General features: G+C 61.9%; 26 protein-coding genes. 17 read left to right on the forward strand and 9 right to left on the reverse strand.

Annotated features, from left to right (window positions below; translation table 11 throughout):
- Positions 1 to 19: 19 nt before the first annotated feature.
- The 5 genes from dapD to map are packed head-to-tail and all read right to left on the reverse strand — an operon-like array spanning position 20 to position 6246.
- Positions 20 to 1054, reverse strand: coding sequence for a 2,3,4,5-tetrahydropyridine-2,6-dicarboxylate N-succinyltransferase (gene dapD / locus CW360_RS07490; RefSeq protein WP_093986273.1), 1035 nt, complete (start codon positions 1052 to 1054; stop codon positions 20 to 22).
- 33 nt (positions 1055 to 1087) lie between these two features.
- Positions 1088 to 1435, reverse strand: coding sequence for an ArsC family reductase (locus tag CW360_RS07495; protein WP_101193279.1), 348 nt, complete (start codon positions 1433 to 1435; stop codon positions 1088 to 1090).
- Positions 1436 to 1492: 57 nt separating this feature from the next.
- Positions 1493 to 2689, reverse strand: a complete 1197-nt coding sequence (gene dapC, locus CW360_RS07500) for a succinyldiaminopimelate transaminase (protein WP_101193280.1) — start codon at positions 2687 to 2689, stop codon at positions 1493 to 1495.
- 54 nt (positions 2690 to 2743) lie between these two features.
- Positions 2744 to 5443, reverse strand: a complete 2700-nt coding sequence (locus tag CW360_RS07505; RefSeq protein ID WP_101193281.1) for a [protein-PII] uridylyltransferase — start codon at positions 5441 to 5443, stop codon at positions 2744 to 2746.
- Positions 5444 to 5463: 20 nt separating this feature from the next.
- Complete coding sequence (gene map / locus CW360_RS07510; RefSeq protein ID WP_101193282.1) at positions 5464 to 6246, reverse strand: type I methionyl aminopeptidase; 783 nt, start codon at positions 6244 to 6246, stop codon at positions 5464 to 5466.
- 265 nt (positions 6247 to 6511) lie between these two features.
- On the opposite strand from map, the gene rpsB reads away from it, so the two are divergent.
- The 16 genes from rpsB to CW360_RS07590 all read left to right on the forward strand — a co-directional run bounded on the left by rpsB (position 6512) and on the right by CW360_RS07590 (position 22531).
- The gene (gene rpsB, locus CW360_RS07515; protein ID WP_093986268.1) at positions 6512 to 7252 is read left to right on the forward strand and encodes a 30S ribosomal protein S2; all 741 of its coding nucleotides are present in this window, start codon (positions 6512 to 6514) and stop codon (positions 7250 to 7252) included.
- Between the two features lie 130 nt (positions 7253 to 7382).
- The gene (gene tsf / locus CW360_RS07520; protein WP_093986267.1) at positions 7383 to 8246 is read left to right on the forward strand and encodes a translation elongation factor Ts; all 864 of its coding nucleotides are present in this window, start codon (positions 7383 to 7385) and stop codon (positions 8244 to 8246) included.
- Between the two features lie 191 nt (positions 8247 to 8437).
- The gene (pyrH, locus tag CW360_RS07525) at positions 8438 to 9181 is read left to right on the forward strand and encodes a UMP kinase (protein ID WP_093986266.1); all 744 of its coding nucleotides are present in this window, start codon (positions 8438 to 8440) and stop codon (positions 9179 to 9181) included.
- Positions 9178 to 9735 (forward strand): ribosome recycling factor, encoded by a 558-nt coding sequence (gene frr / locus CW360_RS07530; RefSeq protein ID WP_093986265.1) that lies wholly within the window; start codon positions 9178 to 9180, stop codon positions 9733 to 9735. Before pyrH ends, frr begins: the two co-directional genes overlap by 4 nt.
- A gap of 14 nt (positions 9736 to 9749) precedes the next feature.
- Complete coding sequence (uppS, locus tag CW360_RS07535; RefSeq protein ID WP_093986264.1) at positions 9750 to 10493, forward strand: polyprenyl diphosphate synthase; 744 nt, start codon at positions 9750 to 9752, stop codon at positions 10491 to 10493.
- Positions 10493 to 11308 (forward strand): phosphatidate cytidylyltransferase, encoded by an 816-nt coding sequence (locus tag CW360_RS07540; protein ID WP_101193283.1) that lies wholly within the window; start codon positions 10493 to 10495, stop codon positions 11306 to 11308. Before uppS ends, CW360_RS07540 begins: the two co-directional genes overlap by 1 nt.
- Entirely contained in the window at positions 11305 to 12489 is a 1185-nt protein-coding gene (gene ispC / locus CW360_RS07545) for a 1-deoxy-D-xylulose-5-phosphate reductoisomerase (protein ID WP_101193284.1), read from the forward strand. Before CW360_RS07540 ends, ispC begins: the two co-directional genes overlap by 4 nt.
- A gap of 40 nt (positions 12490 to 12529) precedes the next feature.
- Entirely contained in the window at positions 12530 to 13870 is a 1341-nt protein-coding gene (rseP, locus tag CW360_RS07550; RefSeq protein WP_101193285.1) for an RIP metalloprotease RseP, read from the forward strand.
- A gap of 73 nt (positions 13871 to 13943) precedes the next feature.
- Positions 13944 to 16325, forward strand: coding sequence for an outer membrane protein assembly factor BamA (gene bamA / locus CW360_RS07555; protein ID WP_101193286.1), 2382 nt, complete (start codon positions 13944 to 13946; stop codon positions 16323 to 16325).
- Between the two features lie 48 nt (positions 16326 to 16373).
- Entirely contained in the window at positions 16374 to 16880 is a 507-nt protein-coding gene (locus CW360_RS07560) for an OmpH family outer membrane protein (RefSeq protein WP_093986258.1), read from the forward strand.
- Positions 16881 to 16882: 2 nt separating this feature from the next.
- On the forward strand, positions 16883 to 17941 hold the full coding sequence (gene lpxD, locus CW360_RS07565; protein ID WP_101193287.1) for a UDP-3-O-(3-hydroxymyristoyl)glucosamine N-acyltransferase: 1059 nt from the start codon (positions 16883 to 16885) through the stop codon (positions 17939 to 17941).
- A gap of 39 nt (positions 17942 to 17980) precedes the next feature.
- Positions 17981 to 18421 carry a 3-hydroxyacyl-ACP dehydratase FabZ gene (gene fabZ / locus CW360_RS07570; protein WP_093986256.1) on the forward strand — a complete coding sequence of 147 codons (441 nt, stop codon included), beginning with the start codon at positions 17981 to 17983 and terminating at the stop codon, positions 18419 to 18421.
- A complete protein-coding gene (gene lpxA / locus CW360_RS07575; RefSeq protein WP_093986255.1) occupies positions 18418 to 19194 on the forward strand; it encodes an acyl-ACP--UDP-N-acetylglucosamine O-acyltransferase in 777 nt (258 codons plus the stop codon). The genes fabZ and lpxA overlap by 4 nt, the downstream gene beginning before the upstream one ends.
- Before the next feature lie 2 nt (positions 19195 to 19196).
- Positions 19197 to 20336, forward strand: coding sequence for a lipid-A-disaccharide synthase (lpxB, locus tag CW360_RS07580; RefSeq protein WP_101193288.1), 1140 nt, complete (start codon positions 19197 to 19199; stop codon positions 20334 to 20336).
- Complete coding sequence (gene rnhB, locus CW360_RS07585; protein ID WP_101193289.1) at positions 20336 to 20935, forward strand: ribonuclease HII; 600 nt, start codon at positions 20336 to 20338, stop codon at positions 20933 to 20935. The genes lpxB and rnhB overlap by 1 nt, the downstream gene beginning before the upstream one ends.
- A 186-nt stretch (positions 20936 to 21121) precedes the next feature.
- A complete protein-coding gene (locus CW360_RS07590) occupies positions 21122 to 22531 on the forward strand; it encodes an alanine/glycine:cation symporter family protein (RefSeq protein ID WP_101193290.1) in 1410 nt (469 codons plus the stop codon).
- A gap of 36 nt (positions 22532 to 22567) precedes the next feature.
- On the opposite strand, the gene CW360_RS07595 is transcribed toward CW360_RS07590, so the two are convergent.
- A complete protein-coding gene (locus tag CW360_RS07595; protein ID WP_101193291.1) occupies positions 22568 to 23218 on the reverse strand; it encodes a YceH family protein in 651 nt (216 codons plus the stop codon).
- Between the two features lie 116 nt (positions 23219 to 23334).
- On the opposite strand from CW360_RS07595, the gene CW360_RS07600 reads away from it, so the two are divergent.
- Complete coding sequence (locus tag CW360_RS07600) at positions 23335 to 24540, forward strand: BaiN/RdsA family NAD(P)/FAD-dependent oxidoreductase (RefSeq protein ID WP_101193292.1); 1206 nt, start codon at positions 23335 to 23337, stop codon at positions 24538 to 24540.
- A gap of 16 nt (positions 24541 to 24556) precedes the next feature.
- Here the strand turns inward: CW360_RS07600 and CW360_RS07605 are convergent, their stop codons facing one another.
- From CW360_RS07605 to CW360_RS07615, 3 genes are all read right to left on the reverse strand, one after another.
- The gene (locus tag CW360_RS07605; RefSeq protein ID WP_101193293.1) at positions 24557 to 24988 is read right to left on the reverse strand and encodes an ankyrin repeat domain-containing protein; all 432 of its coding nucleotides are present in this window, start codon (positions 24986 to 24988) and stop codon (positions 24557 to 24559) included.
- Between the two features lie 54 nt (positions 24989 to 25042).
- The gene (locus CW360_RS07610) at positions 25043 to 25459 is read right to left on the reverse strand and encodes a GNAT family N-acetyltransferase (RefSeq protein WP_093986246.1); all 417 of its coding nucleotides are present in this window, start codon (positions 25457 to 25459) and stop codon (positions 25043 to 25045) included.
- A gap of 70 nt (positions 25460 to 25529) precedes the next feature.
- Complete coding sequence (locus tag CW360_RS07615; RefSeq protein WP_101193294.1) at positions 25530 to 25787, reverse strand: chorismate mutase; 258 nt, start codon at positions 25785 to 25787, stop codon at positions 25530 to 25532.
- Positions 25788 to 25804: the final 17 nt, after the last annotated feature.

Consider the following 25804-nt stretch of genomic DNA (forward strand, 5'->3'; position numbering starts at 1 on the left):
GTAGCGCTTTTATCGGCTTTTAGTTATGCGCGTGCAGGGCTTCGTTGAGCTCGATGGCCGACTTGTGGGTCTTGCACTCCACGGCGCCGCTCTGCGAGTTACGACGGAACAGCAGGTCCGGCTGGCCAGCCAGCTCGCGGGCCTTGACCACGCGCACCAGGTTGCCCTGCTCGTCGAGCAGCGCCACCTTGGTGCCGGCGGTGACATACAGGCCGGACTCCACGGTGTTGCGGTCACCCAGCGGAATGCCGATACCGGCATTGGCGCCAATCAGGCAGCCTTCGCCGACGCTGATGACGATGTTGCCGCCACCGGACAGGGTGCCCATGGTCGAGCAGCCGCCGCCGAGGTCCGAGCCCTTGCCGACGAATACCCCGGCCGAGACACGCCCTTCGATCATCCCCGGACCGGCGGTGCCGGCGTTGAAGTTGACGAAGCCTTCGTGCATGACCGTGGTTCCTTCACCGATGTAGGCGCCCAGACGGATGCGCGAGCTGTCGGCCAGGCGCACGCCACTGGGTACCACGTAGTCGGTCATCTTGGGGAACTTGTCCACGGAGAACACCTCCAGCAGCTCACCCTTCAGGCGGGCTTCCAGCTGGCGCTCGGCCAGTTCGCTGAGGTCTACCGCGCCCTGGCTGGTCCAGGCCACATTGGGCAGCAGCGGGAAGATGCCGGTCAGGTTCAGGCCATGCGGCTTGACCAGACGATGCGACAGCAGGTGCAGCTTGAGATAGGCCTCGGGCGTCGAACTCAGCGCGCTGTCCTCGGCCAGCACGCAGACCACCAGCGGCTTTTCGCTTTCCGCGAGGCGCTTGAGCAGTGCCGACTGCAGCGGGTCGATGTGCTTCAGCGCAGCGGCCAGGTCACAGGCCTGGTTCTTGGTGATGGGCAGAGCCTGGTTGCCTTCCTGGTAACCGATCAGCGGGCAGACGGCCTCGACCAGTTCGGCGGCTGGATGCAGCAGCGGCTGGGCATAAAAGACTTCCAGCCAGGCACCCTGGCGGTTCTGGGTGCCTACGCCGAAGGCGATGCTGAAGAGAGGAGTGGTCATGGGCGATGTCCTTGTGGCTAAGGGGAAAAAGGTTCAGGCAAAGGCGCTGGCGTACTGCTCGGGCTTGAAGCCCAGCAGGCTGCGTTCGCCCAGGTCGAGTACCGGGCGCTTGATCATGGACGGCTGGGCGAGCATCAGGGCAATCGCCTTGGCCTGATCGAGATCGGCCTTGTCGGCGTCGCTGAGCTTGCGAAAGGTCGTACCGGCACGGTTGAGTACCTTGTCCCAGCCGTGCTCCTCGCACCAGCGCTGCAGGTGCTGGGCGTCGATGCCGGCGACCTTGTAGTCGTGGAAGTGGTAGCCGATCGCCTGCTCGTCGAGCCATTGGCGGGCTTTCTTCATGGTGTCGCAGGCTTTGATGCCGTACAGGGTCGGGGTCATGGCGTGCAGATCCTGGCGCGGTATGGGGCGGCGATTATGCCACAGGCAATGGCCAGCTCAGCGGCTGGCCAGGTAGTTGCGAATGCGCTGGGCGGCTTCGATGCATTCCTCCAGCGGCGCGACCAGCGCCATGCGAATGCGCCCGGCCCCAGGGTTGACGCCCTCCACCTCGCGCGACAGGTACGAGCCGGGGACCACGGTGACATGCTGGGTAGCGAACAGCTCGCGGGTGAACTGCTGCTCATCCATGCCGGTATTGGCCCATAGGTAGAAGCTGCCATCGGGACGCTGCACATCCAGAACCGGCGCGAGGATGTCCAGTACGGCTGTGAACTTGGCACGGTATTGCTCGCGGTTGGCGCGCACGTGCGCTTCGTCATGCCAGGCGGCGATGCTGGCCAGTTGCGTCTGCACCGGCATGGCACAGCCGTGATAGGTGCGGTAGAGCAGGAAGTCCTTGAGGATGGCGGCATCGCCAGCCACGAAGCCCGAGCGCAGCCCTGGCAGGTTGGAGCGCTTGGACAGGCTGTGGAACACCACGCAGCGGGCAAAGTCGCTACGTCCCAGTTCCACGCAGGCGCTGAGCAGACCGGGCGGCGGGTTGCCTTCATCGAAGTACAGCTCGCTGTAGCACTCGTCGGCGGCAATGATGAAGTTGTACTGGTCGGCCAGGGCAATCAGCTGCTTGAGCGTGCTCATGGGCGTCAGCGCGCCGGTGGGGTTGCCCGGCGAGCAGAGGAAAAGAATTTGCGTGCGTTGCCAGACCTCCGCCGGCACCGCGGCATAGTCCGGGTTGAAGCCGTTTTCGGCCAGGCAGGGCAGATAGTAGGGCGTGGCGCCGGCCAGCAGCGCGGCGCCTTCGTAGATCTGGTAGAACGGGTTGGGTGACAGCACCAGCGCCGGCTGCTGGCGGTCGATGACCGCCTGGGTGAAGGCGAACAGCGCCTCGCGGGTGCCGTTGACCGGTAACACATGGCGGGCACTGTCCAGCCAGCCAGCCGGCACGCCAAAGCGCCGCTGGCACCAGCCGCTGATGGCTTCGCGCAGGGCCGGCAGGCCCAGGGTGGTGGGGTACACGGAAAGCTGCGCGAGGTTGTCGGCCAGGGCCTGGGCAACGAAGGGCGGTGCCGGGTGCTTGGGCTCGCCAATCGACAGGGCGATTGGCCGCAGTTCAGCGGGGGGTTGAACATTGGCCAACAGGGCGCGCAGCTTCTCGAAGGGGTAGGGGTGTAGCTGTTGCAGTGCGGGGTTCATCGGGCAAGGCTCCGGACAGAAGGCGGCGCGTGGCAGTACAGGCTGCCGTGCGGGTCAGAATTCGATACGTTGCGGCTCGCAGCCACCCTGGGCTTCGCTCAACTGGCCGACGATGGTCTGCTGCAGGCGGCTGCACAATTCAGGGTCGGCCAGTGGCTGGTTGTCGGCATCGGTGATGAAGAACACGTCTTCCACGCGTTCGCCGAGCGTGGCGATCTTGGCGTTCTGCAGCGACAGGTCGAAGTCGAGAAAGATGCGCCCCAGGCGGGCCAGCAATCCGGGGCGGTCGGGGGCGATGACCTCGAGAACGGTTACCGGGCGCTGTGCATCGTTATGGATGGTCACCTGCGGGGCGAAGGCGAAGTGCTTGAGCTGACGCGGTACACGGCGCTGAATGATGGTTGGGTAGTCGTCGGGGTTCTTCAGCGCGGCGACCAGACCATCGCGAATTTCCCGGATACGCGCCGGGTTGTCGCCAATCGCTCCGCCATCGGCATCCAGCACCATGTAGGTGTCGAGGGTGAACTGACTGGTCGAGGTGATGATGCGTGCGTCCTGAATGTCCAGGTTGAGCTGACTCATGGCCGCCACGGTGACCGCGAAGAAGTCGTGCTGGTCCGGTGCGTAGATGAAGATCTGCGTCGCGCCGCCGAGTTCCTGCTGGCTGCTGCCGCGAATCAACACCAGCGGGTCCTGGCCATGGGGGTGCTGGAGAATGGCGGCGGTGTGCCAGGCCACATCGTCGGGGCTGTGGCGCAGGAAATAGTCATCGCCCAGCTGCGACCAGAGCAGCTCGGCCTGGTCGGCGTCCTGTTCCGCGGCAATCAATAGCTCGCGTGCACTGTCCTGGGTCTGGCGGATCTGCTCTTCGCGGTCCAGCGGGTTTTCCAGGCCGCGGCGCAGGGTAGCCTTGGTGGCGCTGTACAGTTGGCGCAGCAGACTGGCGCGCCAGGCGTTCCAGAGGGTCGGGTTGGTGGCGTTGATATCCGCCACGGTCAGTACATAGAGGTAGTCCAGGCGGGTCTGGTCGCCGACACGCTGGGCAAAGTCGTAGATGACCTGGGGGTCGGAAATGTCCTGGCGCTGCGCGGTGGTCGACATGATCAGGTGATTGCGCACCAGCCATACCACCAGGCGGCTGTCCCAGGCCGGTAACTGGTGACGCAGGCAGAATGCCTCGGCATCCACCGCGCCGAGTTCCGAATGGTCGCCGCCACGGCCCTTGCCGATATCGTGGTATAGCCCGGCGATGTAGATCAGTTCGGGTTTGGCCAGGGTGTCGATCAGCTCGGCGGCCAGCGGGAATTTCTCGGCCATTTCCGGCCAGCGGAACTTGCGCAGGTGCTTGATCAGGTTGAGGGTGTGCGCATCCACCGTATAGATGTGGAACAGGTCGTGCTGCATCTGTCCGACAATTCGCCCGAACTCCGGCAGGTAGCGGCCAAGAATGCCGTAGCGGTTCATGCGTCGCAGGTTGCGGTGGATGCCCTCGCGGCTCTTGAACAGTTCGATGAACAGGCTGGTGTTGCGGATGTCGCGGCGGAAATCCTCGTCGATCAGGTGGCGGGCATCACGCAGCAGGCGGATAGTGCCGGCTTCCACGCCCTTGAGGTGTGGGTTTTGTGCGAGCAGTACGAAGATTTCCAGAATGGCGAAGGGCGTGCGCTGGAACACCTTGGGGTGTGCGGCGACCAGGAAGCGCCCACGCACCAGGAAACGACTGTTCAGCGGTTGTGCCAGGGGACTTTGTCCGGCATCGAGGATCACTTCCTGAAAATGCTGCATGATCAGGTCGTTCAGTTCGGCTACCGCCATCACGGCGCGGTAGTACTTCTGCATCATTTGCTCTACTGCCAGCTTGCCTGGCTGGTCGTGCAGGCCGAGCAGCTCGGCGATGCGATTCTGGTAGTCGAACAGCAGGCGGTCCTCGGCGCGGCCGGCGAGCATGTGCAAGGCATAACGCACCTTCCACAGCAGGTCCTGGGAGGCGGTCAGCAGGCTGGCCTCGGACTCGATAAGGAATCCCTGGGCGGCCATGGCTTGCAGGTTGAGGGTGCCGAACTGGCGGCGGGCGATCCACAGGATGGTCTGGATGTCGCGTAGCCCGCCTGGCGAGCCCTTGACGTTGGGCTCCAGGTTGTACTCGGTGTCGTTGTACTTGCGATGGCGGGCGCGCTGTTCTTCGCGCTTGCCAAGAAAGAAGGCCCGGCTGGGCCACATCTGCTCCGCTGAAGTAGCGTCCTGCATGCGTTGGCGCAGGTGTTCGGGGCCGGCAATGGTGCGGCTTTCCATCAGGTTGGTGATCACCGTCAGGTCAGCCCGTGCCTCTTCGGCGCACTCGGCAACGCTACGCACGCTTTGTCCGACTTCCAGGCCGATATCCCAGAGCAGGGTGAGGAAGCCTTCGATGCTCTCGCGATGCTGCTCGTGGTTGGCCCGTTCCAGGAGGATCAGCAGGTCGATATCCGAGTAGGGGTGCAGCTCGCCGCGTCCGTAGCCGCCGACCGCCAGCAGGGCAATGTCGTCGGCCTCGCCCCAGGCAAAGCGTTGCCAGGAGGCGGCAAGCAGCTGGTCGACGAACCAGGCACGCTCATGGATCAGCCGGCGAATGTCGCGCTGGCTGCAGAAGCGCTGGTCCAGCACGCTGCGTGCCTGCTGGATGGCTTTCTTGAAGGCCGCAATCGGGCTGCTCTTGAGCGCGAGCTCTGCCTGAAACTGGCTGGGGTCGAACAGCTCCGGATCGGTGTGCGGCATGCGACTTCCTCGGGATGGGCTTAGGGGGCGCGGCGCGGCAGGGTGTCGTCGCTGCGCAGGGTGAAGATTTCGTAGCCGTCGGCGGTGACCAGTACGGTGTGCTCCCATTGCGCGGAGAGCTTGCGATCCTTGGTAATGGCCGTCCAACCATCGCCCAGCAGGCGGGTTTCCGCGCGACCCTGATTGATCATCGGTTCGATGGTGAAGGTCATGCCTTCCTTGAGTTCCAGGCCGGTGCCGGCCTTGCCGTAGTGCAGTACTTGCGGTTCTTCGTGGAACACGGCGCCGATACCGTGGCCGCAGTATTCGCGGACTACGGAGTAGCCGTGTTTCTCCGCGTGCTTCTGGATCACTTCGCCGATGTCACCCAGTCGGGTGCCGGGACGCACCAGTTCGATGCCCTTGTACAGGCATTCCTGGGTAATCCGGCAGAGCTTTTCCGCCCATTCCGGCACTTTGCCAACCATGAACATCTTGCTGGTGTCGCCGTGGTAGCCATCCTTGATCACGGTGATATCGATATTGACGATGTCACCTTCCTTGAGTGGCTTGTCGTTGGGGATGCCATGGCAGACCACATGGTTGATCGACGTGCAGATGGACTTGGGGAAGCCCTTGTAGTTGAGAGGGGCAGGGATGGCTTGCTGTACGTTGACAATATAGTCGTGGCACAGGCGATCCAGTTCCTCGGTGGTGACCCCGGGCTTGACGTGTTCGCCGATCATCTCCAGCACTTCGGCGGCCAGGCGGCCGGCCACGCGCATTTTCTCGATTTCAGCGGGGGACTTGAGGGTGACGGTCATAACAGCTCTCGGGGGGAGTAAACAGAAAGGCGCGTATATTAACAGCTACAGCTCGTAAGCCCCAAAGTGCAGCTGCACGCTTGGGCTCTTGCATTGCGGCGTGTAGCGTGTGGCGGTGTTCTGTGGTATAAAACGCGCCGCTTTGCGGGCGACATGCCTGGAAAGCCTTAACTCCGCACACGCATCGACACGGTCGCCTGGGTGCCCGCAAGGGTTGGCAGCTGGGGTGCGTGGAGGCCTAACCCGTTTCTTTCGAGGAATAGCAATGACTCAAGTCACCATGCGCGACATGCTGAAGGCCGGTGTGCACTTCGGCCACCAGACCCGTTACTGGAACCCGAAAATGGGCAAGTTCATTTTCGGCTCGCGCAACAAGATCCACATCGTAAACCTGGAAAAAACCCTGCCGATGTTCAACGAAGCCCTGGCTTTCGTTGAAAAGCTGGCTGCTGGCAAGAACAAGATCCTGTTCGTCGGCACCAAGCGTTCGGCCAGCAAGATCGTTCGCGAAGAAGCCAGCCGTTGCGGCATGCCCTACGTTGATCATCGCTGGTTGGGCGGCATGCTGACCAACTACAAAACCATCCGTGCTTCGATCAAGCGCCTGCGTGATCTGGAAACCCAGTCCCAGGACGGCACCTTTGCCAAGCTGACCAAGAAAGAAGCGCTGATGCGTACCCGTGATCTGGAAAAACTGGATCGTAGCCTGGGTGGTATCAAGGACATGGGCGGTCTGCCGGACGCACTGTTCGTGATCGACGTTGACCACGAGCGCATTGCCATCACCGAAGCCAACAAGCTGGGTATCCCGGTGATTGGCGTGGTTGATACCAACAGCAGCCCGGAAGGCGTTGACTACATTATCCCGGGTAACGACGACGCCATCCGCGCCGTTCAGCTGTACCTGGCTTCCATGGCCGATGCCGTCATCCGTGGCCGTGGCAACGCTGCCGTGAGCGCTGACGAGTTCGTCGAGGAAGCTGCTTCCGAGGCCGCTGAAGGCTAAGTTCGGAGCGTCTGACGCAACCCGATCCGCAAGAAGGGGGCTAGGCCCCCTTTTTGCCAACTTCGAATTGCCGGTCTGTGTTTGTGCAGGTCGGATGAATGGTTTAACACCACTTCAAGAGGATTGTGACATGGCAGAAATCACTGCAGCCCTGGTTAAAGAACTGCGCGAGCGTACCGGCCAAGGCATGATGGAATGCAAGAAGGCCCTGGTTGCCGCCGGTGGCGACATCGAGAAAGCCATCGACGACATGCGCGCCTCCGGTGCCATCAAGGCCGCCAAGAAGGCTGGCAACATTGCTGCCGAAGGTTCGATTGCCGTGCGTGTCGAGGGTGGCCGCGGCATGATCATCGAAGTCAACTCGCAGACCGACTTCCTGGCCCTGCAGGATGACTTCAAGGCTTTCGTCAAGGAGAGCCTGGACGAAGCTTTTGCCCAGAAACTGACTGAAGCGGCTCCGCTGATCGCTTCCCGCGAATCTGCCCGTGAGGCGCTGGTCGCCAAGTGCGGTGAGAACGTGAACATCCGTCGCCTGGCGACCGTTGAAGGCGAGACCGTTGGCTCTTACCTGCACGGTCACCGCATCGGTGTTCTGGTTCAGCTCAAGGGTGGCAACGAAGAGCTGGCCAAGCACATTGCTATGCACGTAGCTGCCAGCAACCCGGCCGTACTGAGCCCGGCTGACGTTTCCGAAGAGCTGATCGCCAAGGAAAAGGAAATCTTCCTGCAGCTGAACGCCGACAAGATCGCCGGCAAGCCGGAAAATATCGTCGAGAACATGGTCAAGGGTCGTATCGCCAAGTTCCTCGCCGAAGCCAGCCTGACCGAGCAAGCCTTCGTCATGGACCCGGAAGTCAAGGTCGGTGAACTGGCCAAGAAAGCCGGTGCCGAGATCGTTTCCTTCATCCGCTTCGAAGTGGGCGAGGGCATCGAGAAGGCCGAGTCCGACTTCGCTGCCGAAGTGGCTGCCCAGGTCGCTGCTGCCAAGCAATAAGGCTGTCTGCCTGACCCCTTAAGAGGCTGCCCGCTCACGCGTGCGGCCTCTTCGTCAAAATGGCGGGCCACCTGGGGAGGCTCGGCGCGACGGCCCCGCTCGGCGGGTGACCTGGGCGCGTGCACCCTTGAGGTGCCCTGATCGCATGCGCCTGGCGCATGATTATTCAACGCCGCAGGAGAGAAAACGTCATGGCTCAGCAGCCGAACATTCGTCAAGCTCGCTATAAACGCATTCTGCTCAAACTCAGCGGCGAGGCCCTGATGGGCTCTGAGGAGTTTGGCATCGATCCCAAGGTGCTCGACCGTATGGCGCTGGAGATCGGCCAGTTGGTGGGCATTGGCGTACAGGTTGGTCTGGTGATTGGTGGCGGTAACCTGTTCCGTGGTGCCGCGTTGTCGGCAGCCGGTATGGATCGGGTGACTGGCGACCATATGGGCATGCTGGCCACGGTGATGAATGCGCTGGCCATGCGTGACGCGCTGGAGCGCTCGAACATCCCGGCGCTGGTGATGTCGGCCATTTCCATGGTGGGCGTGACCGATCACTATGATCGTCGCAAGGCAGTGCGCCATCTGAATGCCGGTGAAGTGGTGATCTTCGCTGCCGGCACTGGCAATCCGTTCTTTACCACTGACTCGGCGGCCTGCCTGCGCGGTATCGAGATTGATGCCGACCTGGTACTCAAGGCGACCAAGGTGGATGGCGTGTACACTGCCGATCCGTTCAAGGATCCGAATGCCGAGAAATTTGATCGCCTCACCTACGATGAGGTGCTGGACCGCAAGCTGGGTGTCATGGACCTTACCGCCATTTGTTTGGTGCGTGACCACAAGATGCCGCTGCGGGTATTCAACATGAACAAGCCGGGTGCCCTGCTCAATGTCGTGGTAGGCGGTGCCGAAGGTACGCTGGTCGAGGAGAGCGAAGCATGATCAATGAGATCAAGAAGGACGCGCAGGTGCGCATGCAGAAAAGTGTCGAATCGCTGGAGCACGCGTTCGCCAAGATTCGTACCGGGCGTGCCAGTCCGGCCATCCTCGACAGCATCATGGTCTCCTATTACGGCAGCGATACCCCGCTGCGCCAGGTGGCCAACGTGACGGTCGAAGATTCCCGTACCCTGGCGTTGACCGTGTTCGACAAGAGCATGATCCAGGCGGTCGAGAAGGCCATCATGACCTCCGACCTGGGCCTCAATCCGGCCACGGCCGGTACCACCATTCGTGTGCCGATGCCGGCGCTGACCGAAGAAACCCGCAAGGGCTACACCAAGCAGGCACGCCAGGAAGCCGAGAATGCCCGCGTGGCGGTGCGTAATATTCGCCGTGATGCGCTGGCTCAGCTCAAGGATCTGGTCAAGGAAAAGGAAATCAGCGAAGACGAGGAGCGTCGTGCCGCTGATGAGGTACAGAAGCTGACTGACAAGTTCGTCGCTGAAGTGGAAAAAGCCCTGGAAGGCAAGGAAAAGGATTTGATGGCCGTTTGAGGGCCGGCCTCGTCATGGATAAGACCAATCCCGCTGTACCGCGGCATGTTGCCATCATCATGGATGGCAACAACCGCTGGGCCAAGAAACGCCTGCTGCCCGGTGTGGCTGGGCACAAGGCCGGCGTCGATGCCGTGCGTGCGGTCATCGAGGTGTGCGCCGATGCCGGCGTCGAGGTGCTGACGCTTTTTGCCTTTTCCAGTGAGAACTGGCAGCGCCCGGCGGATGAGGTCAGCGCCCTGATGGAGTTGTTCCTCGGGGCGTTGCGGCGTGAGGTGAAGAAGCTCGACGAGCATGCGATTCGCCTGCGCATCATGGGCGATCGTTCACGTTTTCATCCCGAGTTGCAGGCGGCCATGCGCGAAGCCGAGCAGCGTACTGCCCGGCATACGCGTTTTACCCTGCAGATCGCCGCCAACTATGGGGGGCAGTGGGATATTACCCAGGCTGCACAGCGCCTGGCCCGCGAGGTGCAAGCCGGTCACCTGCGGCCGGAAGATATCAGTCCTTCGTTGCTGCAAGGCTGTCTGGCGACGGCAGACTTGCCGCTGCCCGATCTGTGCATCCGTACCGGTGGCGAACGGCGCATCAGCAACTTCCTGCTTTGGCAGTTGGCTTACAGCGAACTGTATTTTTCCGATCTTTACTGGCCCGACTTCAAGCAGGCTGCCATGCGTGAGGCGCTGGAGGACTTTGCCGGTCGCCAGCGGCGCTTTGGCAAGACCAGCGAGCAGGTCGAGGCCGAGGCGCGCTCCTGATGCTCAAGCAACGTGTGCTCACCGCGCTGTGGCTGTTGCCGCTGGCGCTGGCTGGTTTTTTCTATCTGCACGGGGCGGCTTTTGCCCTGTTCATTGGTCTGGTGGTTTGCCTGGGAGGCTGGGAGTGGGCGCGTCTGGCTGGGCTGCAGGGACAGCCGGCGCGACTGGCCTACAGTGCGCTGGTGGCCGCTTGGCTGTTGGGACTCTATCAGCTGCCCAGCCTGGCGCCCTGGGTGTTGTGGCTGGCCCTGGCCTGGTGGCTGTGGGCGACTGTGCTGGTGCTGGGCTATCCGCGCAGCCAGCGTTTGTGGGCTGGACGCCCCGGCAAGTGCCTGATGGGCCTGCTGATCCTGCTGCCGGCCTGGCAAGGGCTGGTGCTGCTCAAGCAGTGGCCGCAAGGCAATGCGCTGATTCTCGCCGTCATGTTGCTGGTGTGGGGGGCAGATATTGGTGCCTATTTTGCCGGCAAGACCTTCGGTAAGCGCAAGCTGGCGCCGCGGGTCAGTCCTGGCAAGAGCTGGGAAGGGGCCATTGGCGGGCTGTGCACCAGCCTGTTGCTGACCCTGGGCTTCGCGCTCTATCAGGGCTGGCCATGGACTGCCAGTCTGCAGGCCATGCTGGGGGCTGCGCTGATCGTGGCGTTTTCCATCATTGGTGATCTCAACGAGAGCATGTTCAAGCGGCAGGCCGGTATCAAGGACAGCAGTAACTTGCTACCTGGGCATGGCGGCGTGCTGGACCGTATCGATAGCCTGACCGCGGCGGTGCCTTTGTTTGCCTTGTTGCTCTGGTTGGCTGGCTGGGCTGCGCCATGATGCCGGCGCGCGTGACGGTACTGGGTGCCACCGGCTCGATCGGCCTGAGCACCCTGGATGTGCTGGCGCGACATGCCGAGCGCTACGAGGTGTTTGCTTTGACGGCGTTCAGTCGGGTGGATGAGCTGGCAGGTCTGTGCCGGCGCCATCGTCCGCGTCTGGCGGTCGTCGCCGATGCACGAGCGGCTGCCAGCCTGCAGCAACGCTTGCGCGATGCCGGGTTGAACACCGAGGTGTTGTACGGCGAACAGGCGCTGTGCGAGGTCGCCAGCGCAGCTGAAGTCGATGTGGTGATGGCGGCCATTGTCGGTGCCGCGGGCCTGCGTCCTACGCTGGCTGCCGTGCAGGCGGGCAAGCGTGTGTTGCTGGCCAACAAGGAAGCACTGGTGATGTCCGGGGCGTTGTTCATGCAGGCGGTACGTCGGCATGCTGCGACCCTGCTGCCCATCGACAGCGAACACAATGCGATTTTTCAGTGTCTGCCGGAACGCACGGGCAGCCTGGAACAGTTGGGCGTGCGGCGTATCCTGCTGACTGCTTCGGGCGGGCCGTTCCGCGAGTTTACCTTCGAGCAGATGGCTAGCGTGACGCCGGCCCAGGCCTGCGCTCATCCGAACTGGTCGATGGGGCAGAAGATTTCCGTCGATTCGGCGAGCATGATGAACAAGGGGCTGGAGCTGATTGAGGCATGCTGGCTGTTCGATGTGCCGCCGGCACGGGTCGAGGTCGTGGTGCACCCGCAAAGCGTCATTCACTCGATGGTCGATTATCTGGATGGCTCGGTGTTGGCCCAGTTGGGCAATCCGGACATGCGTACACCCATCGCGCATGCGCTGGCCTGGCCGGAGCGCATCGACGCTGGCGTCAGTGCGTTGGACCTGTTTCGTATTGCTCGCCTGGATTTCCAGGCCCCGGACGAGCAGCGCTTTCCTTGCCTGCGTCTGGCGCGTCAGGCGGCCGAGCAGGGTGGTACGGCGCCTGCTTTGCTGAATGCCGCCAATGAAGTGGCGGTAGCCGCCTTCCTGGCCGGGCGTATCGGCTTTACGGCCATAGCTGCGTTGATCGAGGAGGTTTTGCAGCGTGAGCCAGTCGCTGCTGCCGATGACTTGCAGCAGGTGTTCGCCGCTGATGCACGGGCGCGTGAACTGGCGGGCGCCTGGCTGGTCAGACAGGCAGGCTGAGCGGAGCCCTGGGGGCTAGCGCGTTTAACGGAGAACGACCATGTCGGCAATCTACATGCTACTGGGCACACTGGTGGCGCTGGGGGTGCTGGTCACCATTCACGAGTTCGGGCACTTTTGGGTGGCGCGCCGCTGCGGCGTCAAGGTGTTGCGCTTTTCCGTGGGTTTCGGTACCCCGTTATGGCGCTGGCGCGATCGCCAGGACACCGAGTTCGTGATTGCCGCCATTCCGCTGGGCGGCTACGTGAAAATGCTCGATGAGCGCGAAGAGTCGGTTCCCGAGGCCTTGCGCGATCAAGCGTTCAATCGTAAGCCGGTAGGCCAGCGCATCGCCATTGTCGCGGCAGGGCCGCTGGCCAACTTCCTGCTGGCGCTGGTGTTTTTCTGGGTGTTGGCCATGCTCGGCAGCCAGCAGGTCAAGCCGGTGGTGGGTGAGTTGCTACCAGGTAGTCCTGCCGAACTGGCTGGGGTGCGACCCGGCGAAGAAATCGTTGCGGTAGATGGCAAGACCACTTCTGGCTGGTCGGCGGTCAATCTGCAATTGGTCAAGCGCCTGGGTGAAACCGGCAGTTTGCGCCTGGAACTGGTAACGCCGGGCGACAGCCTGGCGCGTCAGGTGGATGTGCCGCTGCAGGACTGGTTGCGTGGCGCACATGATCCGGATCCGCTGGCTGGGTTGGGTATTCGCCCATGGCGTCCGCAGGTGCCGGCGCGTCTGGCTCATCTTGATGAGAGTGGGCCGGCCGCCGCCGCCGGCTTGCGCCTGGGTGACCATTTGCTGAGCCTGGATGGCCAGCCGGTGGGCGACTGGGCCGATTGGGTGCGTGCTATCCAGCAACGCCCTGGGGAAACTGTGCGAGTGGGCTTCGAGCGTGATGGTCTGGTCCAGGAGCTGAGCATAACGCTTGCCGAACGTGGTCAGACTGGTTATCTCGGCGCCGGGGTGGCGGCAGGGGAGTGGCCGGCGCAGATGCTTCGTGAGGAGCGCTTCGGGCCCTTTGCGGGACTGCTCGAAGGCGCTCGGCGCACCTGGTCAATGACCCTGCTGACCCTTGATTCGCTGAAGAAAATGCTGCTCGGCGAGCTGTCGGTAAAAAACTTGAGTGGGCCGATAACCATTGCTAAAGTGGCGGGCGCTTCAGCCCAGTCCGGCCTTGGCGATTTTCTCCATTTTCTCGCCTACCTGAGCATCAGCCTGGGTGTGTTGAATCTGTTGCCGATTCCTGTCCTGGACGGGGGCCACCTGTTGTTCTACCTGGTCGAGCTGGTGCGCGGCCGGCCCTTGTCGGAGCGGGTGCAGACGTGGGGGATGCAGATCGGCATCAGCCTGGTCATTGGGGTGATGTTGCTGGCCCTGTTCAATGATCTGGGCCGCTTGTAACGCATCGCTGATTTTTCGGATCAGCCGTCGCTGACGGCCGGTTCTTTATTATTAGATGGAATAAAAGGACTTCATGAAACGCTTCCTGCTCCCCGCGGCTATGACCGCGCTCATGATCCCCGCAGTTCAGGCCGAGTCCTTCACCATCAACGATATTCGCGTCAATGGCTTGCAGCGTGTCTCGGCGGGCAGCGTGTTCGGCGCCTTGCCGTTGAGCGTCGGTGATCAGGTCAGCGACCAGCGTCTGGTAGAGGCCACCCGCGCGCTGTTCAAAACCGGCTTCTTCCAGGATATCCAGTTGGGTCGCGACGGTAACGTCCTGGTCATCAGCGTAGTTGAGCGGCCGTCCATTTCCGGTATCGAGATCGAGGGCAACAAGGCGATTTCCACCGAGGACCTGCTCAAGGGCCTGAATCAGTCCGGGCTGGCCGAGGGTGAGATCTTTCAGCGTGCCACGCTGGAAGGCGTGCGCAACGAGCTGCAACGCCAGTATGTGGCCCAGGGCCGTTATTCGGCGGAGATCCAGGCAGAAGTGATCCCCCAGCCGCGCAACCGTGTGGCCCTGAAGATCACCATCAACGAAGGCAGCGTGGCGGCTATCCAGCACATCAACGTGGTGGGTAACACGGTATTCGCTGACGAGCAGTTGATCGACCTGTTCGAGCTGAAGACCAGCAACTGGCTGTCTTTCTTCAAGAACGATGACAAATATGCCCGCGAGAAGCTGTCCGGTGACCTGGAGCGGCTGCGCTCCTACTATCTGGATCGCGGCTATATCAACATGGACATCACCTCTACCCAGGTGTCCATCACGCCGGACAAGAAGCATGTCTACATCACCGTCAACGTCGACGAGGGTGAGAAGTACACGATCCGCGAGGTCAAGCTGACCGGCGATCTCAAGGTGCCGCAGGAAGAAGTCGAAGCCCTGCTGCTGGTTCAGCAAGGCCAGGTGTTCTCGCGCAAGCTGATGACGACGACCTCCGAGCTGGTGACTCGCCGTCTGGGCAACGAGGGTTATACCTTTGCCAACGTCAACGGCATCCCGCAGGCCCACGACGAGGACAACAGTGTCACCATCACCTTTGCCGTCGATCCGGGCAAGCGCGCCTATGTCAACCGCATCAACTTCCGTGGCAATACCAAGACCGAAGATGAAGTGCTGCGCCGCGAAATGCGCCAGATGGAAGGCGGCTGGGCTTCGACCTACCTGATCGACCAGTCCAAGGCACGCCTGGAACGTTTGGGCTACTTCAAGGAAGTCAACGTGGAAACCCCGGCCGTACCGGGTAGTGATGATCAGGTCGATGTTAACTACAGCGTCGAGGAACAACCTTCTGGTTCGATCACTGCCAGCGTCGGTTTCGCGCAGAACGCCGGTCTGATCCTCGGTGGTTCGATCAGCCAGAACAACTTCCTGGGTAGTGGTAACAAGGTCAGCATCGGTCTGACTCGCAGCGAATACCAGGAGTCGTACAATTTCGGTTTTGTTGATCCCTACTGGACCATCGACGGCGTCAGCCTGGGCTACAACGCCTTCTATCGCACCACCGATTACGATGAGCTCAACACCAGCGTGTCCAGCTATGCAGTAGACAGCTATGGTGGTGGCATCAACATCGGTTATCCGATTACCGAGACTTCGCGTATCAACTATGGGCTGAGTGTCCAGCAGGACGACATCAGTACCGGCATCTACACCGTCGATGAAATTTTCGATTTCATGAAGCAGGAAGGCGACAGCTACCTGAACTTCAAGGGCTCGATCGGCTGGTCGGAGTCGACCCTGAACCGTGGCACCATGGCGACCCGCGGTTATTCGCAGAGCCTGGTGCTGGAAACCACCCTGCCGGGTAGTGACCTGTCGTTCTACCGCCTCGACTATAACGGCCAGGTCTTCAAGGGGCTGACCCAGAACACTGCTCTGCGTTTCCATGGACGTCTGGGCTATGCCGACAGCTATGGCTCGACCAGCGAGCTGCCGTTCTACGAACACTACTATGCCGGCGGTTTCGGCTCGGTGCGTGGTTACAAAGACAGCAGCCTGGGCCCGCGCAGTACGCCGAGCCGGGGTACCAATCCGGGGACTGCGCTCGATCCGGATCAGGATCCGTTGCCCTTTGGTGGTAACGTGCTGGTGCAGGGCGGCGTCGAGTACCTGTTCCCCATGCCGTTCGTCAAGGATCAGCGCTCGCTGCGCACCGTGCTGTTCTGGGATGTGGGCAACGTATTCGATACCAACTGCAGTGATACCCAGAAAAATGGCGTGCCTGGTGGCCGTAGCAAGGATGCCGCCTGTGACCTGGATCTGAGCAACCTGGCCAGTTCGGTGGGTGTCGGTCTGACCTGGGTAACCGCTCTGGGCCCGCTGAGTTTCAGCCTGGGCATGCCGATCATGAAGCCGGATGACGCAGAGACCCAGGTGTTCCAGTTCTCCCTCGGCCAAACCTTCTAATTGCTACACCACTTGAACAGACAACAGTAATTGTTGCAGGAGTGCATCGTGCGTAAGTTGACTCAATGGGTTCTGGTTTCTGCTGCTCTGCTGGCCGCTACTCCGGCCCTCGCAGAAATGAAGGTGGCGGTGCTGAACTACCAAATGGCCCTCCTGGAGTCCGATGCCGCGAAGAAGTATGCCGTCGATGCGGAGAAGAAATTCGGTCCGCAACTCAATCGCCTGAAGGGTCTGGAATCCGATGCCAAGCGCATTCAGGACCGCCTGGTCAAGGATGGCGAGAAAATGCAGCAAGCCGAGCGTGAGCGCCTGGAGCTGGAGTTCAAGCAAAAGGCCCGTGACTTCCAGTTCCAGTCCAAGGAGCTCAATGAAGCCAAGGCACTGGCTGACCGCGACATGCTGCAACAGCTCAAGCCGAAGCTCGACAAGGCCGTGGAAGAAGTCATCAAGCAGGGTAATTACGACCTGGTACTGGAGCGTGGTGCCGTGGTCGATGTCAAACCGCAGTTCGACATCACCCGCAAGGTTATCGAGCGCATGAACCAGTCGCGCTAAGCATGGCGGTCCTGTCTTTTAGTCTTGGCCAACTGGCCGAGCAGCTCGGCGCTACCTTGCAGGGTGATGCCGAGCTTCGTATCAGCGGGCTGGCTGCGTTGCAGCAGGCCCAACCCAGTGACCTGAGTTTCCTGGCCAATGCGCAGTACCGCAAATTCCTGGCGAGCAGCCAGGCAGGTGCGGTATTGCTGACCGAGGCAGACGCCCAAGGTTATAGCGGCAATGCACTGATCACTGCCAATCCCTACCTGGCCTATGCGCGCCTGTCGCATCTGTTCGATCGCAAGCCTCAGGCGGTACCGGGTATTCATCCCTCGGCGCTGGTGGCGGCAGATGCTCAGGTCGACCCAACGGCCAGCATTGGTCCTGGCGTGGTGATCGAGAGCCAGGCGCGGATCGGTGCCCAAGTAGTCATCGGTGCCTATTCGGTGGTTGGTGCGCGCAGCTCGATTGGCGACGGTGGCTGGTTGGCCCCGCGCGTCACCCTGTACCACGACGTGCAGATTGGTCAGCGGGTAGTGATCCAGTCCGGTGCGGTGATTGGTGGTGAAGGCTTCGGCTTTGCCAATGACAAGGGTGTCTGGGAAAAGATTGCGCAGATTGGCGGTGTACGCATTGGCGACGATGTGGAAATCGGTGCCAACACCACCATCGACCGCGGCGCGCTCTCCGATACCGTGATCGGCAATGGTGTGAAGCTGGATAACCAGATCATGATTGCGCACAACGTGCAGATTGGCGACCACACCGCCATGGCAGGTTGCGTGGGTATTTCCGGCAGCACCAAGATCGGTCGGCATTGCATGATCGCGGGCGGTGTCGGCATGGTCGGGCATATCGAGGTCTGCGATAACGTGTTTGTCACCGGCATGACCATGGTCACTCGCTCGATCAGCGAGCCTGGGGCCTATTCCTCGGGTACCGCCATGCAACCAGCGGGTGAGTGGAAGAAGAGTGCTGCGCGGATTCGTCAGCTCGACGACATGGCGCGCCGTCTACAGCAGCTGGAAAAACAGCTGGCTGCCGTGACCTCGGGCGGGGATACCTCATCAGAGGCCTGATCCTTTCGCATCCCCCCTATTTTTTAAGGCTCTTGGAACATGATGGACATCAACGAGATTCGCGAATACCTGCCGCACCGCTATCCTTTCCTGCTGGTGGATCGGGTAGTCGAGCTGGATGTCGAGGGCAAGCGCATTCGCGCCTACAAGAATGTCAGCATCAACGAGCCCTTTTTCAACGGTCATTTTCCCGAGCATCCGATCATGCCGGGTGTGCTGATCATCGAAGCGATGGCCCAGGCGGCCGGTATCCTTGGCTTCAAGATGCTCGATGTCACGCCGGCCGATGGTACGTTGTACTACTTTGTGGGTTCGGACAAACTGCGTTTCCGCCAGCCGGTGGTGCCGGGGGATCAGTTGATCCTCGAGGCGCATTTCCTCAGCTGCAAGCGTGGAATCTGGAAGTTCGAATGTCGCGCCAGCGTAGCTGACAAGGAAGTCTGCTCGGCGGAAATCATCTGTGCGGAACGCAAACTATGAGTTTGATTGACCCTCGTGCCATCATCGATCCTTCGGCCCGCCTGGCCGAAGACGTGCAGGTCGGCCCCTGGTCGATCATCGGTGCGGATGTCGAGATTGGCGAGGGTACGGTGATTGGTCCGCATGTGGTGCTCAAGGGCCCCACGCGGATTGGCAAGCATAATCGCATCTACCAGTTTTCCTCGGTTGGCGAAGATACGCCGGACCTGAAATACAAGGGTGAAGCCACCCGCCTGGTGATCGGCGACCACAACGTGATCCGCGAAGGGGTGACCATTCACCGTGGCACCGTGCAGGATCGTAGCGAAACCACCATTGGTGATCACAACCTGATCATGGCCTACGCCCACGTCGGCCATGACAGCGTGATCGGCAACCACTGCATCCTGGTCAACAACACCGCACTGGCCGGGCACGTGTGGGTGGACGACTGGGCGATTCTTTCCGGCTTTACCCTCGTTCATCAGTTCTGCCGCATCGGCGCACACAGTTTCTCCGGTATGGGTACGGCCATCGGCAAGGATGTACCGGCGTTTGTTACGGTATTTGGCAACCCGGCCGAAGCGCGCAGCATGAACTTCGAAGGCATGCGTCGCCGGGGTTTCTCCAACGAGGCGATCGCCGCGCTGCGTCGCGCCTACAAGGTGGTGTACCGCCAGGGGCTGACTGTCGAACAGGCCATGGCCGAACTGGCCGAGAGTGCCGCCAGCTTTCCTGAAGTGGCGGTATTCCGTGACTCGATTCTTGCCTCGACCCGTGGCATTACCCGCTGAGCATGGCTAGTTCGCGTCCCTTGCGGGTTGCCTTGCTGGCTGGCGAGGCCTCTGGCGACATTCTCGGTGCCGGTCTGATGGCGGAAATCCGCGCCCGCCACCCCGATGTGCAATTCATTGGTATTGGCGGGCCGCGCATGATCGCGGCCGGTCTGCACAGTTATTTCCCCATGGAGCGCCTGTCGGTGATGGGCCTGGTGGAAGTGCTGGGACGGCTGCCGGAGTTGCTGGCTCGTCGCCGTCGCCTGCTGCGTACCCTGCTGGCGGAGCGCCCGGACGTATTCATCGGCATTGATGCACCGGACTTCAACCTGACCCTGGAACTCAAGCTGCGCCGTGCCGGGATCAAGACCGTGCACTACGTCAGTCCATCCGTCTGGGCCTGGCGGCAGAAGCGTGTACTGAAGATTCGCGAAGCCTGCGACCTGATGCTGACCCTGTTCCCCTTCGAGGCACAGTTCTACGATGCCCAGCAGGTGCCGGTACGTTTTGTCGGCCACCCGCTGGCCGACAGCATTCCCTGCGAAGTGGATCGCTTGGCGGCACGCCAGCAGCTGCAATTGCCTGCCGATGAGCCGGTCGTGGCCTTGTTGCCCGGCAGTCGTGGCGGAGAGGTGGCCAAGCTCGGCGAGCTGTTCCTCGATGCAGCGGAACGCTTGCGCGCCATGCGCCCGCAACTGCAGTTCGTGTTGCCCTGTGCCAACGCCGAGCGGCGTGCCCAGTTGGAAAGCATGCTGGCCTCGCGCAACCTGCCGCTGCGCCTACTCGATGGCCAGTCCCACGAAGCGCTGGCCGCCTGTGATGCGGTGCTGATCGCCTCCGGTACCGCGACCCTGGAAGCGCTGCTGTTCAAGCGCCCGATGGTGGTGGCCTATCGCCTGGCGCCCTTGACCTATAGCATCCTGCGGCGCTTGGTGAAGAGTCCCTATGTGTCGCTGCCCAACCTGCTCGCCGAGCGCATGCTGGTGCCGGAACTGATTCAGGAAGCGGCCACGCCGGACGCTTTGGCGCAGAGCCTGTACTCGCTGCTGGAGGGCGGCCAGGCGCAGACCGATGGCTTCGAAGTCATCCACCGCGCATTGCGCCGTGATGCCTCGGTGCAGGCTGCCGAAGCGGTGCTGCAACTGATCGAGCCACGCTGATGCAGTTGGGCATGGACTTTGCGCAGGTCGAGGCGCTGGTTGCCGGGGTCGATGAGGTTGGACGCGGACCGCTGTGCGGCGCGGTGGTCACTGCGGCGGTGATCCTCGATCCGCAACGGCCGATCCTCGGTCTCAATGACTCGAAGAAGCTCAGCGAAGCGCGTCGCGAACAGCTGTTCGAGGAAATCCGCGAGAAAGCCCTGGCCTGGTGCATTGCCCGTGCCGAAGTGGAGGAAATCGACCGGCTGAACATTCTCCAGGCGACCCTGCTGGCCATGCAGCGCGCCGTTGAAGGCTTATCCGTGACCCCGCGCCTGGCGTTGATTGATGGCAACCGCTGCCCACGCCTGGCGGTACCCTGCAGCGCCGTGGTCAAAGGTGACAGCCAGGTGCCGGCGATTGCCGCTGCGTCGATCCTTGCCAAAGTCAGTCGTGACCGCGAGATGCATGAGCTGGACCGCCAGTATCCCGGCTATGGCCTGGCCGTGCACAAGGGTTACCCGACCGCCATGCACCTGCAGGCATTGCGCACCCTGGGGCCTACGCCGATCCACCGGCGCTCCTTTGCCCCGGTGCGGGCACTCCTCGAACCGTCCTGATACACGCCTGAGCGGCTGTTTTGTCGCCTGACGACAAGCATTGGTCGATCCCTGAAAAGTCAGCTATCCCTGCAATAGCGGAAAGTGCCCGACCGCGCAGGCGAGTCCGCTCGCCTGCCTTCGGTTCCTGCCCGGCCAACCCGGGCCCATCACAACAGGCCGCCACAAGCGGCAGGGGAGTTGTCCATGCAAGACATTGCCACTCAGGTCGTCGACCTGCTCAATGGCCTCATCTGGGGCAAGGTGCTGATCTGGTTGCTGGTAGCCTGCGGGGTGTATTTCACCTTGCGCCTGGGCTTTATCCAGTTCCGTCATTTCGGCCACGCCTTCAGCATCCTCAAGGGCAGCCGCCGTTCCGACGAATCCGGCATTTCTTCCTTCCAGGCGCTCTGTACTTCGCTGGCGGCACGCGTCGGTACCGGCAATGTGGCCGGTGTAGCGGTAGCCATTACCCTGGGTGGCCCCGGGGCGATCTTCTGGATGTGGGTGATTGCCCTGCTGGGCATGGCCACCGGCTTTGTCGAAGCCACCCTGGCGCAACTGTTCAAGACCCGTGATGACCGTGGCCAGTACCGTGGCGGCCCGGCCTACTACATGGAAAAAGGCCTGAATGCCCGCTGGATGGGCGTGCTGTTCTCGATCTTCCTGATCATCGCCTTCGGTTTCGTGTTCAACTCGGTGCAGGCCAACACCATCAGCGGTGCCCTACAGGGTGGCTTCGGCATGCCGGAGTGGCTGACCGGCGTAGTGCTGGTGCTGGTTACCGCGTTGATCATCTTTGGCGGCCTGCGCGCTATCGCGCGTTTTTCCGAGTTGGCCGTACCGTTTATGGCGGTGGCTTACCTGCTGGTAGCCGTAGCGCTGATCCTCCTCAACCTGGACAAGATCCCCGGCATCCTCAGCCTGATCGTGCAGAGCGCCTTTGGCCTGCATGAAGCGGCGGCGGGCGGGATTGGCGCGGCCATCCTCAATGGCTTCAAGCGCGGCCTGTTCTCCAACGAAGCCGGCATGGGCTCGGCGCCCAACGCGGCGGCCTCGGCCACGCCCTATCCGCCGCATCCGGTGTCGCAGGGCTATGTGCAGATGGCTGGCGTGTTCATCGACACCCTGCTGATCTGTACCGCGTCGGCTGCGATCATCCTGCTGGCCGGTCCGCAGGAGGGCGAGGGCATCATGCTGGTGCAGAATGCGCTGACCCATCAGGTCGGCGACTGGGGCAAGTATTTCCTCACCCTGATCATCCTGTTCTTCGCCTTTACCTCGATCGTCGCCAATTACTTCTACGCCGAGAACTGCCTGGTGTTCATCGAGCACAACCACCCGGCCGGATTGTTGCTGTTCCGCCTGATCGTACTGGGTATGGTAATGTTCGGGGCGATGGCCTCGCTGCCCTTCGTGTGGAACCTGGCTGACCTGTCGATGGGCCTGATGGCCATCACCAACCTGATCGCCATCCTCCTGCTGTTCCCGCTGGTGCTCAAGCTGGCGCGCGACTACAACGCGCAACTCAAGGCCGGCAAGCTGCCGACCTTCGATGCGGCGCAGTACCCGGAAGTGCAGGACAAGCTGGAACCGGGTGTCTGGGACCAACGTTAAGCCACGGACGCCGCAGCGTTGTGCTGCGGCGTCTGCTTACTCGCCAGTCAGGCTGGCCAGGCGTGCCTCGACATCGGCCAGGCGCGCCTCCAGCACGCTCAAACGTTCCTCCAGTGCGCCGCGTGCTTCCGCGCTCGCGGCCGCGCTGCTGCCCAGCGCGGCAATGCGCTCGGCACGTTCCTCGGCATCGCCGAGCAGGTGCATATAGCGGTCCTCGCGTTGCCCGCCCTGGCGGGCCACCTGCATCACCCACTGATGACCGATCAACCGCTGCAACTGATGCAGCAGCTCTTCGCCATCCTCGAAGGCATGCAGACGCTGGCTGCGCGTGAGCAGTTCATTGACTGTCTGCGGGCCGCGTAACAACAGCAGGCCGAGCAGGCACAACTGCGGCGGGGTCAGTCCGAGTGCCTTGTCCAGGCGTTGTTCCCAGCGATCGGCGCGACTGCCCATGACCAGGCGCACCAGTTGGCGGTTTTCCAGTTGGCGCAAGGCGGCGCCGATCGGCCCGCTATCCAGGTTCATCAATGGCTCGCGGCTGGTCTTTTGGTTGCAGGCCAGTTGCAGGGCATTGAGGGTCAGGGGATAGCTTTCCGGCGTGGTGGCCTGCTTCTCGATCAGGCTGCCGAGCACGCGTACTTCCACCGGGCTCAGCGGATGTTCATCGAAGAGAGGGATATCACTCATGGTCTGTCTCACTCGGCTGGCAGGGGAGTGCAGCCTAACCCGTGACGCCGCGACTGCCCAGCCAAGCGCACAACAGCCTGCTAAGATGCGCGCCGCACTGACAGAGGCCAGACACCATGCACGGGCATGACCGCCAGACAGACTATGACGTAATCATCATCGGTGCCGGTGCTGCCGGCCTGATGTGTGCCTGGCAGGCCGCCGCCCGCGGGCGCCGCGTGTTGCTGCTGGAGCATGCCAACAAACCCGGCAAGAAAATCCTCATGTCCGGTGGCGGGCGCTGCAACTTCACCAACCTGTACGTCGAACCGGGCAACTACCTGTCGGCCAACCCGCATTTCTGCAAGTCGGCACTGGCCCGCTACACCCAGTGGGACTTTCTCGAAGCGGTCAACCGGCATGCGGTGCCTTATGAAGAGAAGAAGCTCGGCCAACTGTTCTGCGTCAACAAGGCCAGCGACATCCTCAACCTGCTGCTCGACGAGTGCCAGCAGCACGGCGTGTGCCTGCGTATGGAAACCCACGTAGAGCGCATCGACGCCCGCGCGCAGGACGGTTACCAGCTGGTCAGCAGTGGCGGAACCTGGCAATGCCAGTCGCTGGTGGTAGCCACCGGCGGCCTGTCGATCCCGACCCTCGGCGCCAGCGGCTTTGGCTACCAGGTGGCCCGTCAGTTCGGTCACCAGGTACTGCCTACGCGCGCCGCGCTGGTGCCGTTCACTATTACCGATCCGGCGCTCAAGGCATTGTGCAGCGAGTTGTCCGGCACCTCGGTGGAAGACTGCCTGGTCAGCTGTAACGGCCAGCAGTTCCGCGAGAACATCCTGTTCACCCACCGCGGTCTGAGTGGCCCGGCCATCCTGCAACTCTCCTCCTACTGGCAGGCTGGCGAAGAAATTCACATCAACCTGCTACCGCATCTCGACCTGCCGGAATGGCTGGTCGAGCAGCAGCAACAGCGCCCGAATATCGAGCTGCGTACCCTGCTTGCCGAATGCTTCACCAAGAAGATGGCCGGCCTGCTGTGCGAGCAGTGGTTTGTCTCGCGTCCACTCAAGCAGCTCACGCCGGCTGAGTTGCAGGCGATTGCCGAGCGGCTGGGCAATTGGCGGCTGGTGCCGGCCGGCACCGAGGGTTATCGCACCGCCGAAGTTACCCTGGGCGGGGTGGATACCCGCGAAGTGTCGTCCAAGACCATGGAATCGCAAAAAGCCCCCGGCCTGTATTTCATCGGCGAAGTGCTGGATGTCAGTGGCCAGCTGGGCGGCTTCAACTTCCAGTGGGCCTGGGCTTCGGGCTACGCCGCCGGACAGTACGTCTGAACCACGTGCAACACGGCTAGGCACCTTTTCGCGGCGGTTTGGCAGGCTGTTTACCTGGCCTGTGGCGGCGGGCCAGTTGCAGGGCTTGCTGCCAGACGGCCTCGCGCGCAGCGGCGCGGGCCAGGTCGGCCGCGGTCTGGCCGAATTCGGACAGGCTGTCCAGCCGTGCGCCGGCACAGAGAAGCCGGGCAAGGGTTTCGGCCGAGGCCTGGCGTGCTGCGACATGCAGCGGTGTCTCGCCCATTTCCCCCGCTGCATTGACCTCAGCTCCCGCGTCGATCAACAGCTGTGCCGCTCTCTCATTGCCTTGCCAGAGCACTACATGCAGCGCGCTATCGCCGTCATAACCGCGGCTTTGCAGGGTAACGGGCTGCTCCGGGTGGTCAGGGAACATTACACAGGCAAGATCTTGCAGCAGTTGTTGCAGTTCCGGGCTTGGCTCAGACATATAGACAGCGCCTTGCTGGTGAAGGGGATGGGGGTTGGCGGGTGCAGGCCCTGGCTACTGGTTGATCTGCGCCTGCCGCTCAAGTACCCAGCAGCGCGGATTATGGCTGTAGCCAATATGTGCGTAATACGCCTGCGCAGCGGGAGCAGCGATCAAAATGAGCTTGCAGCGCGGCCCGAGCTGTTGCTGTGTGAGCCTTTGCAGCTGCTTGCCAATCCCGGACTGCTGATAGGCGCTGCACACCGCCAGGTCAGACAGGTAGCAGGCATAGTGAAAGTCGGTCAACGCACGGGCCATGCCCACCAGCTGTTCACCAGCCCAGGCGCTAACGGTCAGGTTGCTGTTGGCGAGCATACCCTCGATACAGGCCAGGTCATCAATCGGACGGCGCGCCCCGAGCGTGGAGCGCTCCAGCAAATCAATAAACTGCGCGGCACTGACCGGGGCGTTGATTGTGTAGTCGATGTGCATGGGTGGCCTTGGTGTCTGACGGTGCGCTGCGGATTGGCAACGGGTTTGTTTTCGGCTGGTTGGCGGCTGTTCAAGTGTGACTGGCCTGGGCATTGAGCACGGCATGTTCCTCAAGCTCGGCCTCAATGAGCGCAGCAATCATGGTGCGATATATGCGGTCGACCACCTTGGGATGGACACTTTTCGTCTGTGCTCGTGTTATCGCTTGTGCAATAACCTGCGCCACTCGGCCGGTAGCTCTCAATTTATTAGTTATGGTTTTGAAGAATGCTGCCTGCGCAACAAGGCGGTCGCGCTGGGCGAGCAGGGTAAAAATCGCTCTATCAATACTTTTTTAGAAACATG

This window comes from Pseudomonas fluvialis, from assembly GCF_002835605.1.
In the GTDB taxonomy this organism is placed as follows: Bacteria; Pseudomonadota; Gammaproteobacteria; order Pseudomonadales; family Pseudomonadaceae; genus Aquipseudomonas; species Aquipseudomonas fluvialis.

Bases quoted from the DNA above. Each gene is read 5' to 3' on its own strand.
- lpxB (WP_101193288.1), top strand. From the start codon at position 19,197: ATGGCTAGTTCGCGTCCCTTGCGGGTTGCCTTGCTGGCTGGCGAGGCC.
- lpxD (WP_101193287.1), top strand. From the start codon at position 16,883: ATGGCGGTCCTGTCTTTTAGTCTTGGCCAACTGGCCGAGCAGCTCGGC.
- ispC (WP_101193284.1), top strand. From the start codon at position 11,305: ATGATGCCGGCGCGCGTGACGGTACTGGGTGCCACCGGCTCGATCGGC.
- rseP (WP_101193285.1), top strand. From the start codon at position 12,530: ATGTCGGCAATCTACATGCTACTGGGCACACTGGTGGCGCTGGGGGTG.
- CW360_RS07605 (WP_101193293.1), bottom strand. From the start codon at position 24,988: ATGTCTGAGCCAAGCCCGGAACTGCAACAACTGCTGCAAGATCTTGCC.
- CW360_RS07600 (WP_101193292.1), top strand. From the start codon at position 23,335: ATGCACGGGCATGACCGCCAGACAGACTATGACGTAATCATCATCGGT.
- CW360_RS07495 (WP_101193279.1), bottom strand. From the start codon at position 1,435: ATGACCCCGACCCTGTACGGCATCAAAGCCTGCGACACCATGAAGAAA.
- lpxA (WP_093986255.1), top strand. From the start codon at position 18,418: ATGAGTTTGATTGACCCTCGTGCCATCATCGATCCTTCGGCCCGCCTG.
- CW360_RS07540 (WP_101193283.1), top strand. From the start codon at position 10,493: ATGCTCAAGCAACGTGTGCTCACCGCGCTGTGGCTGTTGCCGCTGGCG.
- CW360_RS07590 (WP_101193290.1), top strand. From the start codon at position 21,122: ATGCAAGACATTGCCACTCAGGTCGTCGACCTGCTCAATGGCCTCATC.
- CW360_RS07610 (WP_093986246.1), bottom strand. From the start codon at position 25,459: ATGCACATCGACTACACAATCAACGCCCCGGTCAGTGCCGCGCAGTTT.
- uppS (WP_093986264.1), top strand. From the start codon at position 9,750: ATGGATAAGACCAATCCCGCTGTACCGCGGCATGTTGCCATCATCATG.
- CW360_RS07505 (WP_101193281.1), bottom strand. From the start codon at position 5,443: ATGCCGCACACCGATCCGGAGCTGTTCGACCCCAGCCAGTTTCAGGCA.
- tsf (WP_093986267.1), top strand. From the start codon at position 7,383: ATGGCAGAAATCACTGCAGCCCTGGTTAAAGAACTGCGCGAGCGTACC.
- rnhB (WP_101193289.1), top strand. From the start codon at position 20,336: ATGCAGTTGGGCATGGACTTTGCGCAGGTCGAGGCGCTGGTTGCCGGG.
- fabZ (WP_093986256.1), top strand. From the start codon at position 17,981: ATGATGGACATCAACGAGATTCGCGAATACCTGCCGCACCGCTATCCT.
- rpsB (WP_093986268.1), top strand. From the start codon at position 6,512: ATGACTCAAGTCACCATGCGCGACATGCTGAAGGCCGGTGTGCACTTC.
- pyrH (WP_093986266.1), top strand. From the start codon at position 8,438: ATGGCTCAGCAGCCGAACATTCGTCAAGCTCGCTATAAACGCATTCTG.
- bamA (WP_101193286.1), top strand. From the start codon at position 13,944: ATGAAACGCTTCCTGCTCCCCGCGGCTATGACCGCGCTCATGATCCCC.
- frr (WP_093986265.1), top strand. From the start codon at position 9,178: ATGATCAATGAGATCAAGAAGGACGCGCAGGTGCGCATGCAGAAAAGT.
- dapC (WP_101193280.1), bottom strand. From the start codon at position 2,689: ATGAACCCCGCACTGCAACAGCTACACCCCTACCCCTTCGAGAAGCTG.
- dapD (WP_093986273.1), bottom strand. From the start codon at position 1,054: ATGACCACTCCTCTCTTCAGCATCGCCTTCGGCGTAGGCACCCAGAAC.
- CW360_RS07595 (WP_101193291.1), bottom strand. From the start codon at position 23,218: ATGAGTGATATCCCTCTCTTCGATGAACATCCGCTGAGCCCGGTGGAA.
- map (WP_101193282.1), bottom strand. From the start codon at position 6,246: ATGACCGTCACCCTCAAGTCCCCCGCTGAAATCGAGAAAATGCGCGTG.